The organism is uncultured Vagococcus sp. (assembly GCF_963518325.1).
In the GTDB taxonomy this organism is placed as follows: Bacteria; Bacillota; Bacilli; order Lactobacillales; family Vagococcaceae; genus Vagococcus_D.
In genome coordinates this window covers 266,348-284,706 of sequence record NZ_CAUQJB010000002.1, presented here as the reverse complement: position 1 = coordinate 284,706, position 18,359 = coordinate 266,348, and the positions used below count along the sequence as shown (strand labels likewise).

11 protein-coding genes are annotated in these 18,359 nt (G+C 40.1%); 6 read left to right on the top strand and 5 right to left on the bottom strand.

The genetic code is table 11. The annotated features are described in order from the left end of the window. Positions 1–5: 5 nt before the first annotated feature. Together RWN13_RS03180 and RWN13_RS03175 are read left to right on the top strand one after the other, a co-directional pair. Positions 6–1,379 carry a hemolysin family protein gene (locus RWN13_RS03180; protein ID WP_314060421.1) on the top strand — a complete coding sequence of 458 codons (1,374 nt, stop codon included), beginning with the start codon at positions 6–8 and terminating at the stop codon, positions 1,377–1,379. 69 nt (positions 1,380–1,448) lie between these two features. Beyond that, entirely contained in the window at positions 1,449–2,252 is an 804-nt protein-coding gene (locus RWN13_RS03175; RefSeq protein ID WP_314060418.1) for a ChbG/HpnK family deacetylase, read from the top strand. A 24-nt stretch (positions 2,253–2,276) separates the two neighbouring features. Here RWN13_RS03175 and recQ read toward each other — a convergent pair whose 3' ends face one another. The 4 genes from recQ to RWN13_RS03155 all read right to left on the bottom strand — a co-directional run bounded on the left by recQ (position 2,277) and on the right by RWN13_RS03155 (position 9,833). Beyond that, the gene (gene recQ, locus RWN13_RS03170) at positions 2,277–4,112 is read right to left on the bottom strand and encodes a DNA helicase RecQ (RefSeq protein WP_314060416.1); all 1,836 of its coding nucleotides are present in this window, start codon (positions 4,110–4,112) and stop codon (positions 2,277–2,279) included. A 197-nt stretch (positions 4,113–4,309) separates the two neighbouring features. Continuing rightward, positions 4,310–5,689 (bottom strand): glycoside hydrolase family 1 protein, encoded by a 1,380-nt coding sequence (locus RWN13_RS03165; protein ID WP_314060414.1) that lies wholly within the window; start codon positions 5,687–5,689, stop codon positions 4,310–4,312. A 58-nt stretch (positions 5,690–5,747) separates the two neighbouring features. Beyond that, on the bottom strand, positions 5,748–8,438 hold the full coding sequence (locus tag RWN13_RS03160) for an alpha-mannosidase (RefSeq protein WP_314060412.1): 2,691 nt from the start codon (positions 8,436–8,438) through the stop codon (positions 5,748–5,750). 105 nt (positions 8,439–8,543) lie between these two features. After that, a complete protein-coding gene (locus RWN13_RS03155) occupies positions 8,544–9,833 on the bottom strand; it encodes a glycoside hydrolase family 125 protein (RefSeq protein WP_314060410.1) in 1,290 nt (429 codons plus the stop codon). A gap of 339 nt (positions 9,834–10,172) precedes the next feature. Between RWN13_RS03155 and RWN13_RS03150 the strand changes: the two genes are divergently transcribed. Together RWN13_RS03150 and RWN13_RS03145 are read left to right on the top strand one after the other, a co-directional pair. Continuing rightward, a complete protein-coding gene (locus RWN13_RS03150; RefSeq protein WP_314060408.1) occupies positions 10,173–11,240 on the top strand; it encodes a substrate-binding domain-containing protein in 1,068 nt (355 codons plus the stop codon). A 6-nt stretch (positions 11,241–11,246) separates the two neighbouring features. Continuing rightward, positions 11,247–12,344, top strand: coding sequence for a radical SAM/SPASM domain-containing protein (locus tag RWN13_RS03145; protein ID WP_314060404.1), 1,098 nt, complete (start codon positions 11,247–11,249; stop codon positions 12,342–12,344). A gap of 455 nt (positions 12,345–12,799) precedes the next feature. Here the strand turns inward: RWN13_RS03145 and RWN13_RS03140 are convergent, their stop codons facing one another. After that, complete coding sequence (locus RWN13_RS03140) at positions 12,800–13,987, bottom strand: glycoside hydrolase family 3 N-terminal domain-containing protein (protein ID WP_314060403.1); 1,188 nt, start codon at positions 13,985–13,987, stop codon at positions 12,800–12,802. Between the two features lie 263 nt (positions 13,988–14,250). On the opposite strand from RWN13_RS03140, the gene RWN13_RS03135 reads away from it, so the two are divergent. Beyond that, positions 14,251–16,440, top strand: coding sequence for a GH92 family glycosyl hydrolase (locus RWN13_RS03135; protein WP_314060401.1), 2,190 nt, complete (start codon positions 14,251–14,253; stop codon positions 16,438–16,440). A 196-nt stretch (positions 16,441–16,636) separates the two neighbouring features. Beyond that, positions 16,637–18,289: a protein O-GlcNAcase gene (locus tag RWN13_RS03130; protein ID WP_314060399.1), complete on the top strand. Its 1,653-nt coding sequence runs from the start codon at positions 16,637–16,639 to the stop codon at positions 18,287–18,289. Positions 18,290–18,359: the final 70 nt, after the last annotated feature.

Genomic DNA, 18,359 nt, shown 5'->3' with positions numbered 1-18,359 from the left:
AGCGTATGAATGCTGACCCGGAGAGTCAGTCGTTAATAGTACAACTTTTAATTTTAGTAGTATTAACATTGTTAAATGCTTTCTTTGCAGCTGCAGAGATTGCCGTCGTATCACTGAATAAAAATAGAATTCAACAGAAAGCCGATCAAGGGGACAAGAAAGCTGCCCGTTTATCTGCTTTGTTAGGGAATTCAAGTAACTTTTTATCGACGATTCAAGTCGGTATTACTTTAGTCAATATCTTGTCTGGTGCCTCTTTGGCAGATTCCCTTTCAAGAAAATTAGCACCACTTTTTGGTGACGTATCTTGGGCGACGCAACTATCGAAAGTCCTCGTATTAATGTTATTAACGTATATTTCAATTGTGTTTGGTGAGCTATATCCGAAACGGATTGCGCTTAATAAATCAGAAGAAGTCGCTCGCATAGCTGTTGGGCCGATCTTGGCAATTGGTGTTATCGCTAAACCCTTCGTTTGGTTATTGTCAGCTTCAACGGATCTATTAAGTAAGTTAACCCCAATGAAATTTGATGATGAAGATAATAAAATGACCCGTGATGAAATGCGGTACATGTTAGAAAAAGAAGGTATCCTGGAACTAGATGAGCTAGAAATGGTTCAAGGGGTCTTCTCCTTAGATACAACGGTAGCTCGTGAGGTGATGGTTCCTCGCACGGATTCATTTATGATTGATTTAAATGAGCCCATGGCGAATAACTTGGACTTGATTTTAGATAATACCTATTCTCGAGTACCGGTTTACGATAATGACAAAGACAAAGTAATCGGTGTGCTGCATTTGAAACGATTGCTAAAAGAAGCTCACGAAAAGGGTTTTGATAAAATTGATCTTCTGTCCATCTTACAAGAGCCTTTATTCGTTCCTGAGACGATTTTTACTGACGATCTGCTCTATGAGTTGAAACGGACACAAAACGCTATGGCGATCCTCTTAGATGAGTATGGCGGCATGGTTGGTATTGTTACCTTGGAAGACTTGCTAGAAGAGATTGTGGGCGAAATTGATGACGAGTCGGATCAAGTTGAAAAATTGTACACTCAAATTGAAGACAATGTGTATTATGTTCAAGGGAGAATGCCAATTGGCGAGTTTAACGAAGAGTTTAACACGAACTTAGACATGAAAGATGTGGACACCATGGCTGGCTATTTGATCACTGCTCTAGGGACAATTCCCGACAAAGATCAAAAACTGTCTTATAGTGTTGACAATCTTACATTGATTTCAGAAGAGATGGAAGGTTCTCGTGTTTTATTGCTAAAAGTTATTTTCCATGAACCTGTGGAAGAGGAACCTGAAGAAGAGAAAAAATTCTTTGGCAATGGCAACAAGAACAAGTCTAACGACGAGGAATAAGGGAACAGTCAGCCGGAAATTATGGGCTGGCTGTTTTTTATTAAATTGAAGATGAAATGAGGGGACTTAATGAGTAAGCGGCAATTGATTTTAAGGGCAGATGATGCTGGTTCCAGCACATCTGCCAATGAAGCGATGGTGAAGGTGATTGAAACAGGGATTGTTAAGAATGTTTCGCTGATGGCTGTGGGGCCTAAAATTGAAGAGGCGGCAGCCAAGTTAAAAGCATATGATTCGGTTTGTTTCGGGGTTCATCTAGTTTTGAATTCGGAATGGGACAAGGTTAAGTGGGGCCCTTTGACCGAATTAGAACTGGCTAGTGGCTTAGTGGATCAAGCTGGTTATTTTCTGGCAGATCCCAAACAGTTTCTTGAAACGACACCGTCTGTCTCAGTCATAATGGCGGAGTATGAAGCACAGTATCAACGGTTGCTTGACTTGGGATTTAAGATTAGTTACGCAGATTCTCATATGTTTCCTGAAAGTTTTATACCTGGGCTGCAAGCAGCAGTTGATCAATGGACAGTTGAAAAAGGCTTACTTAATCACGCTGACTATTATTCGGTTCCACCTAATGTGGACAAGTTGATTAACCGTGATATCCGCACGCTGGAGTTTTTGAAATCAGTGCCGGCTGGCCAGTATTTCTATGTGATTCATCCGGCCTTTGATTCAGCTGAGATGCGTCAAACAGGTAATAGTGGAGTTAGTGGTAATCAGATTGCAGAAGAGCGAGACAAAGAGGCGAAGCTTTTTTCCAAGAAAATGGTTAAGCTAACGCTAAAAGGACTTGGTGTAGAAACTATTCGTTACGATCAGGCGGTTAAAATGCCACGAATTGATTTAAGTTCATTCCTAAGTAAAAAAAAGTGAATCGCCCCTTGGCGATTCACTTTTTTACTCTGTAGTTTCAGCTGTTTCGTTTAAGTAAGTAGTGATGACCTCTAAGAAGGCATCGCCGTACTTATCGAGTTTGACTGTTCCGACACCGCTAATTGTGCCAAGCTGTGCGCTACTTTCTGGTAAGCGGGCAGACATCTCCCTTAAAGTTGCATCATTAAAGACAATATAAGCTGGCACTTTTTGCTCGTCAGCAAACTCACGTCGCAAGATTTGCAAGCGGGCAAAGAGCGCTGGATTGGCCACATCGTCTGTGACGGTGATTTTCTTTTTAGGTTCTTCGTCTTTAGCTAGGTTCATCATTAATTGGGCTTGAGGCGTTAATAGATCCTTCGCTCGAAAGCCCAATTGTAGAACGGGATATTGACCGTCACTGGTGATTAGGTAACCCTCGGCTAGCATAAATTCGACCATCTGCCGAATTTGTTTTTCACTTGTATCTTTCATAATTCCATAAGTGGAAACATTGTCAAGACGGAGTGTTTTAATCCGTTTTTGTTCACTGCCACGTAAGACGTCGATGACCATTTTGGTTCCAAAGTTTTCTCTCAAGCGTTTAACGCAGGAAATGATTTTTTGTGCGTGAACAGTCACATCAACTTTATCAAAATTAGTTAAACAATTGCTACAGTTGCCACAATAATTTCCAGAGGCTTCGCCAAAATAATTCAGAATATAATGGCGAAGACAATCTTGTGTAAAGCAATAGAAGGACATTCGTTTTAGCCGTTCCTGTTCATGCTTTTTAAAGGACTCACGCTCGGCTTCGGATAGTTGGTCATTTTCATTATCGTTGTCGATAAAAAATTGATTCATGACCACATCGCGACCACTGTATAGTAAGATACATTCGGCAGGCGTGCCATCACGACCAGCACGACCAGCTTCTTGATAATAGCTTTCCATGTTTTTAGGCATGTTGTAGTGAATGACAAAGGCTACATTGGATTTATCAATTCCCATACCGAAAGCATTGGTCGCAACCATTAGTTTCATTTTGTCAGTGACAAACAGTTCTTGATTGGCTTGGCGCTCATCGCTGGACAGGCCTGCGTGATAGCGTGTTGCCGCATGGCCAAGGTCTGATAAGCGTTGGCAAACCTCTTCGACATTTTTACGAGACTGGCAATAGATGATGCCGCTAATATCTTCTCGCTTGGCAATATAATCCTGAACGAATCGGAATTTATCTTTTGGTTTTTCAACGGCAAATGATAAGTTTTTGCGGTCAAAACCGGTGGTTAAGGTTAAAGGATCTCGTAATCTAAGGAGTTGGCTAATATCTTCTTTCACCAAGTTAGTAGCAGTTGCCGTAAAGGCGCCGACAATCGGGCGGTTTGGCAAAGCGTCCAAATAGTCATTGATTTGTAAATAACCTGGTCGAAAATCCTGCCCCCACTGTGAGACACAATGAGCCTCATCGACGCTGACAAAGGCCACATTAACGGTTCGGGAAAATTCCAAAAAGCGTGGTGTCGTTAGTTGCTCAGGGGCGACATAAATTAATTTATAGTGATTATTACGAGCATTCTGCATCATTCGACCTTGTTGGCTGGGCGTTAATGAGCTATTTAAAAAAGCGGCTGGAATCCCAACTTGATTAAGGGCCGTTACTTGGTCTTTCATCAAAGAAATCAGAGGGGAGACCACGATCGTTAGGCCGTCAAATAAAAGGGCGGGAACTTGATAACACAAAGATTTTCCTGCGCCAGTTGGCATGATGCCAAGTACGTCTTGTCCTGAGACGAGAGCATCGATGATTTCGGTTTGTCCTTCACGAAACTCTGAATAACCAAAATAGGTTTGGAGGACAGCATATTTATCTTGAATCATAAATGGGTTCTCCTTTCAGCGAGATTATGATTAAAAGTCAACTGTCATTATAACATATTATAGTGGGGGAATTGAGAAGGAGTTATTATTTAATTGATGAAATCTCATGAGCTGTGGAGTGGGAATTTCATTTAATTATCAAAAAAGTTAAATAAGTAAAAAAAGGCTGATTTAGCCTTAGCTAATCAGCCTTTTTATTAATTTATTGCATTGCGTTCAATGACTTCTTTCATCCAAAAGCTTGATTGTTTTGGATAACGCTTGAAGTTATCTTCGATGTCAACACGGTAAAAGCCATAACGGTTTTTATAAGCATTTAGCCATGACCAACAGTCGACGAATGTCCACAGGTGATAACCGAAGCAATTACTGCCATCTTCAATTGATTGATGTAAGAATTGAAGGTGATCTTCAATAAATTCAATTCGGTAATCGTCTTGGACAATGCCCTTTTCATCGATGAATTTTTCTTCACCTTCAACTCCCATCCCATTTTCCGAGATAAACCATGGCAAGTTACCATAGTCATTCTTGATGCGCATGGAAATATCATAAATCCCTTCAGGGTAAATTTCCCAACCACGGTGAGGGTTAATTCGTTTTTCTGGCCAATCATAGCCTTTAAAGAAGGAACTAGGCGTGATGGTTTCCAGATCGGGCTGATCTTGGTGTTGAACCCGTAGCGGCTGGTAGTAGTTAACGCCTAAGAAATCAATTTTATTGTTTGCGATAATTTTTAAATCGCCTTCGACAATTTCTGGCAGTAAATCGGCTTGTTTGCACAGAGCGATTAATTCTTCAGGAAACGTTCCTAGGACGATTGGGTCAAGTAAACTTCTGATTAATAACAAATCGGCTAGGCGACGAGCTTCCTGATCTTTTTCATCATCGCTTTTAGCGTAGACAGGGGAGAGGTTGAGAATACAAGAAATTTCGCCATCGTTGTTTTTATTTTTACGGAAGGCTTCAACGGCTTTGGCATGGGCCATCACGGTGTGGAAGCCAACTTGAATCGCACGTTTATAGTCATGGACCGCTGGGTAGTGGGCATCACCTAAATAACCGCATTCGATATGAACCATTGGCTCGTTAAAAGTTGCCCATTTTTTGACGATGTCGCCAAAAAGTGTGAAGGCCGTGTCAGCGTAAAAGGCAAAAGCGTCAACGGACTCACGATTTTCCCAGCCCCCTTTCTCCATTAACCACATTGGCATGTCGAAGTGGAATAAGTTCATAATCGGCTCGACGCCCTTGGCTTTTAATTCAGTGAAATAAGCACGGTAATAGTCAACAGCACTTTTGTTGATCGTTTTGCCATCAGGTAATAGACGGCTCCACGAGATAGAGGTCCGATATGAATTCAATGACATATCCTGCATCAGTTGAACATCTTCTTTGTACTGATAATAAACATTAGAGGTGTCTTGAGGTCCTACTTGGTTAAAGAATCGTTCGGGTTCTTTTTTGTACCAAAAGTCCCATGTTGATGGACTTTTACCATCGATTAGAGCTGCACCTTCTGTTTGTGGGGCTGAGGCTGCAGCACCCCAAAAGAAATTCTCTGGAAATTTTCTCATTTCTTGAATTCTCCTTTTTGGTCGGACAGGGTTCTAAAGAGCGCCTGTCCAACTTTTTTTAATCTTTCTTCCAAATTGTACTATGAATTTCCGCGGATGCCAAAGTATTTGTTAATTTTTTTTCACTTAGTGTTTCGATTAAAGTTGCTCGTTCTGGGGAGTAACCTTTGATTGTCAGCGCTAACGGATAGGAGACCGTGTTAGACAGGTTATACCCTCGAACGATAACCTCACTTTGATGTTCTTTGCGTTTCATGGTCGTTAGTAAATAACCTTCTGAATCAATACTTAAGAACTGATTGGTTGTTGCTAAAGCTCCACTGTGAACGGTTGTTTGAGTACTTGACACAGGTATTTGGAAATTTTGAGCGGCTTTAAATGTCTTGTTGTAATCATCTGAGCCATGGAAATCAACGGCAAAGGCCACTTGTTGTTGACCGATACACTGTGCTTCTGGAGTAGCGAAGAACCCCCAATCCCCTAGTTCACCAGTCCCTCGGAAAATCGTTAAGGCTAGAGTTGTATCCTCTTTAACTAATTCGTATTCATTGAGGCCGTAATTGGCCACAGTGACACCAGCTTTATCATCTCTGACATTGGCAAACGAATGTTGGTGTTGCGGGTTTGTGGGATTTTCCCACGAACTGCTAACACTGTTTGGTCGCTCTACGACTTCGTAAATGCTTTCAGCGTAGTGAACATCTGTCTGGATTTTCGTTGGGAAGAGCACCCGTAGACGGTGATTTTTCATTTGATTATTAAAGCTAGTAGTAAATTTCAATTGTGAACTGTTTTGATCCAAGCGAACAATCGTCGTAAGCTCCAATGGTGCTAATTCTTTGCTGCGACCAGCATTCCGATGTCTGAACTCCGTGACGGAAAACATCTCTTCGTTTAAGACCGTTTCATCAGCACTGACTGGAATCAGCATTCTTTGAGTCAGTGCGATTTCGGCTTGAAGGGGACTGTCGGTCACTACAGAGACGTCTAATGGGAAGTCGTGGGCGTAGATTGCTGTGTCATTTTTAGGTTGTTTAAAGATATATTCATTGGCAATATCACCGACATTTTCGTAAGTTAAGAAATTGTCATAAGTCGTCTTCGTCGTTTTATCAGTAATCGTTAAGCGACCGTCAGATTTGACGATGACTTTTAAGAAGGCATTTTCCAATAAGTGACCCTTGTCTTTAATTAAGCTGGTTGCTTGTTTTTGGCTGGCTTTTTCAACGAGAGCATAGCCTTTCCAAGACATTTCAGCCATCTTGCTGACCATTACTCGGACTTTAATATAGCGTGCCATAAAGGGAATTCTGAAACCATCTTTTGGCAAATCGTAACCGAAGCGAACTTCTGAGCTAATAACTTCAGCCTCAACTTCTTCACCTGTTTCATCAATGACGACTAATTCTGGAACGGCTTCATTTTTTAGTTTGGTATATTGAGCATTCGGCGCACCTTCTGAAAAAAGACCTCGTTTCCATTCAATTTCTGTTTCAACCACATCGGATTTTTGATTGCCACTAGTATTGAAAAGAACAAAAGGTTTGCTGCCTTCTGGAAAGCGACTGGTGTCAATGGCGTTGGTTAAGCTTTCTAGGGCTTCACTAGCTAGGAAGCGGCCGACCTCTAATGATTTGGCGAAACGCGTCATCATTTCTTGATGAACTTCATCGACGCTACAGCCACAAATGCTATCATGAGGGTGGTTTTGCAAGAGTAATTTCCAAGCATAACGCAATTCGTCATGGGGATATTTGCCAGTGACCTCGTAAGCCATAGTAGCTAAAGGTTCGGTAATGCTTTCTAATTGGCGCTGGACTTCTGTGTTTTTTTGCTTTAAGTAAATCCGTGATGAAGAGGTATTAGCCAGGGTGTACCACCCATCTGTTTCTTGGCTGGTTAGTTCACCTTCGACAGTGCTTAAGGTGTCAGGGGCATCTGCCATAACAGCTGTTAAGTATTCATCGAAACTGCTGTGAACAAATTCGTAATCTGGATAAAGCTCATTGGCTAGTTTAATAGCCTCGGTCACGTCTTTTTGTAAGGGTTGGTGATCACAGCCATTCATCATTAAAAGATGACCAGTTGAGGCATAAGCTTCGGCATCTGCTAATTTAGTGTCCCAGAAAGAGATGGCCGCTTCTTTTTCAGACGGAATTTCATTGCCATTACTGTACCAGTTGGCAAAGAGCACGCTGAAAATTTTGGAACCATCGGGACCTTGCCACCACATTTCTGAAAACTGTGAGGCATATTTTTCATCGTTAATGACCGCGTTATTAAAGCCTGTTGGTTTAACACCACGACCAAATGCTGCGACTTCGATACCGCCTTCTTGCATCATTTGAGGGGCTTGCCCCATATTGCCAAAGGTATCTGGGAAATAGCCAAGGAGGACAGGATCGCCCCATTTTTTACTTTCCTCTAAACCAATTAACATATTACGGGTATTGGATTCCGCACTGATTAAGAAGTCATCTTGCAAGATATAGAAGGGACCAATTTTTAACTTGCCATCAGCAATGGCTTGGCGAACTTCTTGTTCTTTTTGGGGACGAACTTCTAAATAATCATCCAGTGAAATCGTTTGTCCATCTAAGTGAAAACTATGAAAGTCCGGGTCGGTTTTAAAGGTTTCTAAAAGGTCGTCCATTAGGGCAACTAAGCGCATATGATGTTGTTCATAAGGCATGTACCATTCACGGTCCCAGTGACTATGGGAAATAATGTAGACTTTTTTCTTTGTCATGATGAGTCTCCTTGTAAAGAGCTAGTCTCTGAAAAGACTAGCCCCGATTAGTTTATTTTGTTGAAGCGTCATATCTTTTTATTCGTTGCCATCTGTTCTCAGACTTTATTTTTCAACGCGGATGTCGTAGTAGTCCATGACTAATTCGCAGAACATCATGTTGGCCCATGAGAACCATTCGCGAGTAAATTCCTCAGGGTTGTCGACGTTCACTCCTTCGTGCATTAAACCAGTCCCACCAGTTGTGGCGGCTAACATATCAAGGATTCGTTTTTTCTCTGATTTATCAGAAGTGGTCATTCCTTCAATGGAAACAGCGATTGGCCAAATGTAATTTTCTGGTGTATGTGAGCTGCCGATGCCTTTAGCGAACTTGCCTTCATAATAATAAGGATTTTCTTTGCTTAGCAAGGTTTTTCTAGTAGCTAAGTAAACCGGATCGGTATCCTCACAATAACCTAAGTATGGTGCGGCCATTAAACTTGGCACATTGGAATCGTCTTGTATAGAGAAATTGCCTAAGCCGTCAACTTCGTAAGCAAAAATCGTTTCGCCATTGGCGTTGTTAACTTGAGCGAACTTTTTGATGCCAGCATCGATTTCTTTTTTTAGCTGATTAGCACGACTGACAACAGCTGGTTGTGGCAGGATATCTGTGTAAATTTCTGCCAAATAATCCAGAACGACGACGGCAAACATATTGGAAGGAACTAAATAACCGTAAATACAACGGTCATCACTTGGACGGAAACCAGACCAGGTCATGCCGGTTTTACCAACAGGTGTTCCTTTGCCATCGTGAGTTAAGGTATCTTCTTCACGCCAAGTCTCACGTTCAAAGTTATAAGGAGATTGGCTATGATCTTGTTCAGTTTCCCAAACGGTTAATATCTTTTCCACACCATCTTGGAAATCTTGGTTAAAGTGGGCCGTGTCACCTGTTGCTTTGTAAAGTAAGTAAGCCAATTGAACTGGGTAGCACAATGAATCGATTTCATATTTACGTTCCCAAATCCAAGGAGTCATCACAGTGTGATCGTCTTGATGACCCGCATTGTTTGCTTCTTCATTAAAGGCATTGGCATATGGATCCATGTTAATATAGAAAAATTGACGTTTCACCAAACCGGCAATCATCTCTGCTAAATCAGGGTCCTTTTTTGCAATCGGTAAATAAGGGCGAACTTGAGCTGTAGAGTCTCTTAACCACATCGCAGGGATATCACCAGTTAGTAAGAATGTTGTGTTATCCTCTAAACGTTTAACCGTTGTCAAAAGAGTATTGGCGAAACAATTTGAGAAAAATTCTCCCCATTGTGGATTATCAGCTTGGGTTTTAGCACTAATTTCATCCATAAATTGTTGGACAGACGTTGGAACTTTTTCATAAGCCATTAAAATAGCCTCCTTTTTTTTTAGGTCTCTAGTCGAAGTTGCCTCAATTATTAGCGTTCAGGGACAATCTAGTAAAGCATTAATCGTAGAGATCCACTCTTTAAATGGTATACCATTTGTTTACAATTAAGATTATATGGTATATCATTAAATTTGTCTAGTGGAAATATAATAGAAAATACAGGACAGATTATAGGTCATCATTTCTGCTGTGAAAAATTGTTAAAATTATTTCGAGAGCATGCTTTAAGGGATGCGAATCGCTATAGCGAATGAGCTTTGATGGTCTGTCAGAGATTAGTATGGTAGAATATATAACAGAGAAATGGGGAGACCACCATGAAGAAACAACCATTATACCAAGTGATTTTAAATGATATAAAAAATGATATATTGACAGGTAAATATGAGACAGATGAACAAATCCCAACAGAACTGGAGTTGGCTGAGCGGTATCATGTGAGCCGCATAACGTCAAAACGGGCCTTAGCCGAATTAGAGAATCAAGGGTTTATTTATCGTTTACGAGGAAAGGGGAGCTTTGTTAAAGAGGCTGTTGCTCGTAAGGTATCAGGTAATAAAACGGATATTCTATTTATTATGCCCTTTCCTAAGGACATTGGTTTTGGCAATTATACTCAAGGGATTTTTCAGGCCATTGAAGGAACGCCTTATCGCTTAGTTGTTCAGTCACATGAAAGTTTGACTCAAGAAAGTCTTGCGGAGATTATTGAGCACTATGCAGGTATCATTTTTTATCCAATCAATCGGGGGGCAGATTTAGAAATGTTATACAGTTTGTATCTAAATCAAATGCCAACGGTGATTTTAGATAAGGAGTATGAGGGAATTGAATTTACGACAGTTGTCTCAGATAATCAGCAAGGTGGCTTTGAAGCCACAAACTTTTTACTAAGGACAGGCCTGAAAAAAGTGGCCTTTGTTAGTAGTCAGCCCATTATGGAAATTTCGACTGTTCGTGAGCGGTATTTGGGCTACTTAAAAGCCTTACATCTACAGAAAAATACGAGCAAAACATTATTTGAAGATTCTGGCCATGAGACCATGGGTAATTTTGTGGATGACGTTCTTGATCAATCGCTGAATGAAGGAATCGAAGGCCTTGTAGCTGAAAATGATTTAGTGGCGATTGCGTTAATTAATCAGATTAAACAGCGAGGAATTGCCATTCCAGAAGAATTGTCGATTGTCGGTTTTGACAATATTCAAGCAAGTGAACTATTAGAGCCAAAGTTAACGACAGTCGGTCAAAATTTTACTGAAATGGGATTATTAGCTTGCCAGAAATTAATTGAACAAATCGAGAGCCCTCTACCACTGTGCGAGACCATTGTTGTAGATGTCGATTTTATCGAACGGGAGACAACGAAAAAAATAAAAAGGTGAGTGTCAATGAAACAGCTATCGGTCTTGATTAAACCAGCATCCTCATTATGTAATTTACGCTGTCAGTATTGTTTTTATGCCAATATTAGTGATTTGCGAGATGTTCGTTCCTTTGGCCGGATGACATCAGTTGTTATGGAAAAAATGATTGATCAGATTTTTTTAGATTTGGAAGATGGCGATCAAATGTCATTTGCTTTTCAAGGAGGAGAACCTACCTTGGCTGGTTTAGCTTACTTTAAATCGTTTGTTGCTTATGTGAAGCAACAGACAAAACAGGTGACAGTTAAGTATGCCATTCAAACGAATGGGACGTTGATCAATGAGGAATGGTGTCAATTTTTAGCGGAGCAGCAGTTTTTAGTTGGTCTATCAATTGATGGAGGAATTAAGTTTCATGATGATAATCGTATGGATGCTAAGGGGCAAGGGTCTTTTAGCAATGTGATGGCAACTAAAAGATTGTTTGACCACTTTGAAATTGATTACAACGTATTATGTGTCTTAACGAATCAGAGTGCACGACACCCAAAGCAACTTTTTCATTTTATTACTAGCCATAAGGTTGACTATGTCCAGTTTATCCCTTGTTTGGACGATTTAGATGCAAAAATAACTTCTGACTATGCCTTAAGGCCAGAATCGTTTGCTAATTTCTACAAGGAGTTGTTTTTCTTGTGGGAACGTGACTATCACAATGGAAACTATTACAGCATTAATCTCTTTGATAATATTGCCAATTTATTGGGACATGGTCAAGTTAATGCCTGTGGTTTAGTCGGAAAATGTGCGGTACAATACGTGATTGAAGCGGATGGAAGTGTTTATCCCTGCGATTTTTATGTGTTAGATGACTATCGATTAGGCAACATTACGGAAAGTACCCTAAGAGAATTATTCTCAGTGAAAATCAGTCAAAGGTTTTTGCGAACGCCGCGGGATATGAGTGGGTTATGCGAGACCTGTCCTTACATCAATTACTGTGGTGGCGGGTGTAAACGGATGGAACAAGTTGTTTATAAAAACAAAGAAGGGACTTACTGTGGGTATCAGGATCTGTTAAAAACAGTCGCGGAACCCTTGTTCCAGATTAGTCGAAGTTAAAAATACGTAGGACATAGTAAACAATGACGATAATTATGCTACAATTTACTCAAGTAATAATGTTATAGTCGTAACACAATACCCAACCTATTCGGGAGATAGGTTGGGTTTATTTTTTCGAGCGGCAAGAGATGATGTTCGGGTTAATGGGTCAACCTGCTCTAATCATTGTCTATCCTATTCTTATCCAGCTTAACTATTTTTCCATTTTCTTTTAAGGTAAAACAATTTTCTAAGCTTCTAGGAATAACGGTCAGAGTAATGACATCTACCATCGTATAGTAACTCCTAATTTGGCAGGTAATCATACGATGGTAGTGCTTAAAAAAATTAGATTAGGTAATTGCTCAGAGTTGGTAATCAACAGAAGCTCTATTAAGTTGTTGAAATGAAGAGGTTATGCCCCAACAAGAGCCAAAATAAAAAAACCTCCAGCATCTACTGGAGGAAATAAGTTAATTAACATCGATCAACTTTAAACGGTATTTTAATAGTAAAACTCGAGTGACACTGGCATCAATTGTTTCTATTGTTATTTTTTTATCTTTAACGGCTTTTATCACAGCAGGAATTTGAGTCTGATAGCTGGAACTTAAAATTAAGTCGGCACTGCTACTAATGGCCAAGACAGCCGCTTCTTCTTGAGTTGTAAATTCTTTTAAGCCGGCCATATCGAAGTCGTCAGTCATAATAACGCCATTAAAGTCCAGATCTTTTCTCAAGTAGTCGTAAACACTTCGTGAGATGGAAGCTGGTTTTTTGTCGTCAAGTGCTTCTACAATATTATGAGTGATTAGAACAGAATCTGCCCCAGCTTCAATTCCTTTGATAAATGGTGGTAGCGCGTTTTTCTTTAGTTCTTCCAAGGTACGCTTGTCACGAACAATCTCTAAGTGAGAGTCTCTGTTATCGCCATACCCAGGGAAATGTTTTAAGGTGCTGCCGATGTTCAGTTCCTTCATCTCTTTGACGGCAGTTTCAATGAAGGCCGTAGTTTCGTTGACATTTTTACCAAGCGTTCGGTCGTAAATAAAGGCGTTAGGGTTAGTGGATACATCAGCTACTGGAGCCAAGCTCATGGAAATACCTAAATCATGTAGGATTCCAGCTTGATAAACCAGCTCTTTTTTAACTGCCTCTAGGCCGCCTATTTGATAGCTTTTTTGAGGAGAGGCAAAAGGGGGGTTAAGAAACCCTTTTTCATAGCTGAGTCGGGAGACTGATCCTCCTTCTTCATCAGAGGCTACAATTAGTGGCAGTTCCGCTGCCGCTTGATAATTGGCAATTTTCTTTTTAAGGGTTGATTGATTTTCTCCGGCGATATCACGGCTGAAAAGTAAGTAGCCGCCTAAATGATAGCTTTTTAAATCTTCTAATTGGTTTGTTTCAGGAACTCGTGCTAAAAAGAGTTGGCCGACTTTTTCTTCCAAGCTCATATGTGCAACTTGCTTTTTAAAGGCTTCTTCAGGGCTAATGTCTAAGTCAGTAGTTATATTGGGCTTCTTAATGAGCATTTTAGCGATTTTTTTTTGGGAATAACCTAGTTTTTTAGTAGGTAAGTCGGTCGGTTTAATTTGCTGATAAAATCCAACAAGAATGAGCGCACCGATGGTTATGATTGTTAGTTTTGTTTTTTTCTTCATGGGTATGGGTGTCTCCTTAATGATAGTGCCACATAAGTTAATGGCGAGTATGAGCAGATAATCTGAAAATTGATTACGTTCTATACTAGCATAGAGAGAGGGGCAGAACAATAGAACGAGCTGATATGGTGTAATCTTAAGGGATTTTCAATAAGATTGGGAAAAGGTTGATTGTTTTTTTAATGATATATCATATGTTTACAAAAACGATTAAATGGTATATCATATGGTTAAAATCAATTTTTTTTAAAAGGAGCGACATTATGTTAATTGAAAAAGACCTATTAGCAATTGATACACGCCAGGGGACCAATAACCAGCATTCTTATTCTAACGGAAATTGCTTGCCTTATACAGCAGTTCCCTTTGGAATGAATCACTATGTAGTTCAAACGACCGATCAAAAAGGCAGTTGGTATTTTAATCCTCATGACCGTGTTTTTCAAGGTTTTCGCTTAACTCATCAACCTAGTCCATGGATGGGCGATTTTTCAAGTTTGTTAATGACACCGATTTCTGGAGCAGTTAAGAATTCGGATTTGTTTACGATCCAAAGTAGCTATCGGCCGGAAGAAGCATGTTATGCGCCACATTATTTAAAAATAAAGCAAGAGCGCTATCAAATCACGTCGGAATTAGTTCCAACAACTTATGGGGCAGTGGTGAACAGTCATTATCGGGATGGGGAAAATGCTGGTTTTGTCTTAACTAGTAAAGGCTCATACAGTCTAAGGGTTGATGAAGAAAACAATCGTATATCAGGATTTGTTATTAATTATTCTGGGGTTGAAGATCCAGAGTTCAAAATGTATGTTGATTTTTCCTTTAGCCACCAGATTGATTTGAAGACCAGTAAGCTTAATAATGAAGCATTAAGTTCGACCAAATACTTGACTGGTGAAAATTTGAATTTATTGCTCCGATTCAATCAATGCGAGGACCTTGAAACGAAACTGGCTACTAGTTTTATATCATTGAAGCAAGCTAATTTAAATAAAGTATCCCTTGAACAACGGTCTTTTCTTCAATTGAAAGAAAAGGCGGCAGTGACCTGGCTGAATTATCTTAATCGAATTGAGGTTGAAGATACTAATCAGGAGGCGGTCAATACTTTTTATGGTTCACTTTATCGGACATGTCTCTTTCCTCAAAAGTTTTACGAGACAGATGAAAATGGTCAGGAAATTCATTACGATACATTAAGTAAAACAGTGAAACCAGGTAAGCTTTATACAAATAATGGCTTTTGGGATACCTATAAAACGGTTTATCCACTGTACTCTTTAATCGCAGTAGAGGAGTATCAGGAGATGTTGGAAGGGTTCTTAAATTCCTATCGCAATGCCGGGTTTTTACCAAAGTGGTTATCGCCAGATGAACGTGGTCTCATGCCAGGTACTTTAGTTGACGCGGTGATTGCCGATGCAGCTGTCAAAGGAATTGGCAAGAAATTAATGCCAGAATTACTTGAGGCGATGATTAAAGCAGCCACGGTTCAAAGTGAAAATGGTCATTATGGTCGTCGTGGAACGAATCAGTATAATGAAATTGGCTATGTGTCATCAGAATATGGTGAAAGTGTTAATCATACTCAAGATTATGCCTACTCTGATTTTTGTATTGCTCAAGTGGCAATCACCGAAGGTCAACGGGAATTAGCTCAAGATTATTTTGAGAGGTCTCATAATTACCGCCATATTTTTGACCCATCAGTTGGCTTTATGCGAGCCAAAGATCCGGAAGGGAAGTTTGTGGAAGAGTTTCATCCATTTAATTGGGGTAGAGATTACACAGAGGGATCAGCTTGGCAAAATAGTTTTGCTACCTATCATGATTTTGCTGATCTGATTGCCCTTCACGGTGGTCAGGAAGCATTTTTGGAAAAATTAATTGAGTTATGCAATACCTATCCAGAATTTAAAGATTTGGGATATGGGTTTGAAATTCATGAGATGAGTGAGATGGCTGCTGTCAATTTTGGCCAAATTGCCATGTCCAATCAACCAAGTTTCCATTTACCTTATTTATTTAATTATGTCAATCAGCCCTTGTATACTCAGTTGTTACTTAAAAACATTAAGGATAATCTCTTTAATACAGGATGGGATGGTTATCCAGGTGATGAAGATAATGGTAGTATGGCGGCTTGGTATGTCTTCTCCAGCTTAGGCTTTTATCCAGTTTGCCCTGGTTCAGGCGAATACACCATTGGCATTCCCAGCTTTGAGCGGGTAATCCTTCACTTGAGTAACGGGAAGGAACTTGAAATTCTTGCTGAAAATAAAAAAACAACGCATCATTTTGTTGAGCGAGTGAGATTGGGCAATGAGGTTGTTAACCCTCTTGCGATTCAACACGAGACGTTAATGAGTGGAGAACCCTTAACTTTTGATATGAGCTTAGTGCCGCCACTTCCTAAATCAGGTGTGACACTGCCGTACTCACTAAGTTAACTAGAGGCTCACGTTGACTAGGAAGTTAGCGTGAGCTTTTTGAGATATCTATAATTTCGACTCAAACCACTATAATTTGTTACTTTTCCTTGTTAAGGAATAGAGTAAAATAAAGACAGTAATAAGTCACCGCCAAAGATTAATAGTGTACGGACAATGAAGTGAAGAGCGGACCGATAAGTAAAGGAGGGGTAATGTGGAATCGTTACTAGAGAGATTAGCTCAGTATCAAGAGGTTTATACAAGAGGAGCCTATCAGTCTGTGGAAAAGCAGACACTTAAGGTGAAGTTTTATGGAAAGTTTTTTCGATTTGAAACGTATCAAGATGTTATTAAGACCGAGCAGTTTCCCAATATCGAATGGGTGAGCAGTGATGATCAACAACAGGTAGATTTGGCCTTTTATCATGAGTTTGATCGTCAGATGAAACCTGATAGTTTTTCTTTGGATATAAACGAACCTGGAAAGGTCGTCGTGGTTACTAAGAACTTAAGAGGGTTCAGGTATGGCTTAGAAGCCTTTGGTTTGGTTGTTGAGGCGGATGAAACGGGTGTGGCTTACCCGTTAATTAGTATTAAACATGACGTATCATTCCAAATGCGGGGGGTAATCGAAGGTTTTTACGGTATTCCCTGGAGTCATAGTGATCGCCTTGATGTATTGCACTACCTTGGGGAAGAGCGTATGAATACGTATATGTATGCGCCTAAAGATGACCAGTTTCAACGGAAATTGTGGCGAGAGTTGTATCCTGAGGAAGGATTGCTTAACTTTTCTGAATTAGTATCAGTTGCTGAGGAAGAAGAGATTGATTTTTATTATATGATTAGTCCGGGGAATGATATTGACTATACTTTAGAGTCAGAAGTGGCTGTATTAACCACCAAACTGCAACAGCTAATCAATGTGGGGATTCGCCATTTCGGGTTATTGTTGGACGACATAGATTATATCTTAAAAGGAAATGCTAAACGAAAATTTTCTTCTTCTGCGAGTGCCCATGCTTTTTTGATTTCGGCAATTGATTCATTTTTAAAGACACAATTAGCCGATTACAGTTTAGTGGCCTGTCCAACTGAATACGATAACCATCATGATTCCCTTTATTTGGAGATACTAAATCGGGAATTACCCAAACATATCCCCTTATTTTGGACAGGTCCATCGACACTTGCGTCTCAAATAAGCACAGTAGATATTGAGACGATGGCAAGGGCTTATGAGCGACCAATCGTAATCTGGGATAATATTCCCGTTAACGATTACCAAAAAGATGGTGAATTACTTTTCCTGAGTCCTTACGAAAATCGTTCTGGAAAATTAAACCAGGGGGCTTATCAAGTGGTCGGCATTGTGTCCAATCCGATGGCACAGTGGGAGTTATCTAAGCTAACCGTCCAAAATATGAGCCAGTACTTATGGAATTGTTCCAAGTTTGAGGTAGTAAGCGCTTGGGATAGGACGCTACTTGACTATGCTGGCAGTGAATTTTATGAAGCCTTGAAGACCTTCACTAAGTTTAATCCGAATAAATATACCCGTGAGGTTTATACTCGCAAGCAATTGCGAAAAATCGCTGAACAAGATCAGGCGTATATTTCTGATGAACTAGCTAAGTTACAGTTTGCCGCGAAAGTGCTAGCTAAATTCCCGAATCAGGCTTTTCAGGCTGAATGTGAACCGTGGCTAAAACGAATTGAAATGGACGTTGACTATTGGCAGGTTGTGCTAACAGGAAATCAGGCGACTATCAAGGCGAAGGCAAACGAATTGGCAGAATACCCTCACCGCTTAGGAACGGATTTAGTTAATAAGTATGTAACCTATTGGCAGTTATTGGATATCTAAATAGAAAAGAGCAGAGTGAGTTCTGCTCTTTTTTTGTTGGACATATTCGGATAAGCTAACCGATTGAGAC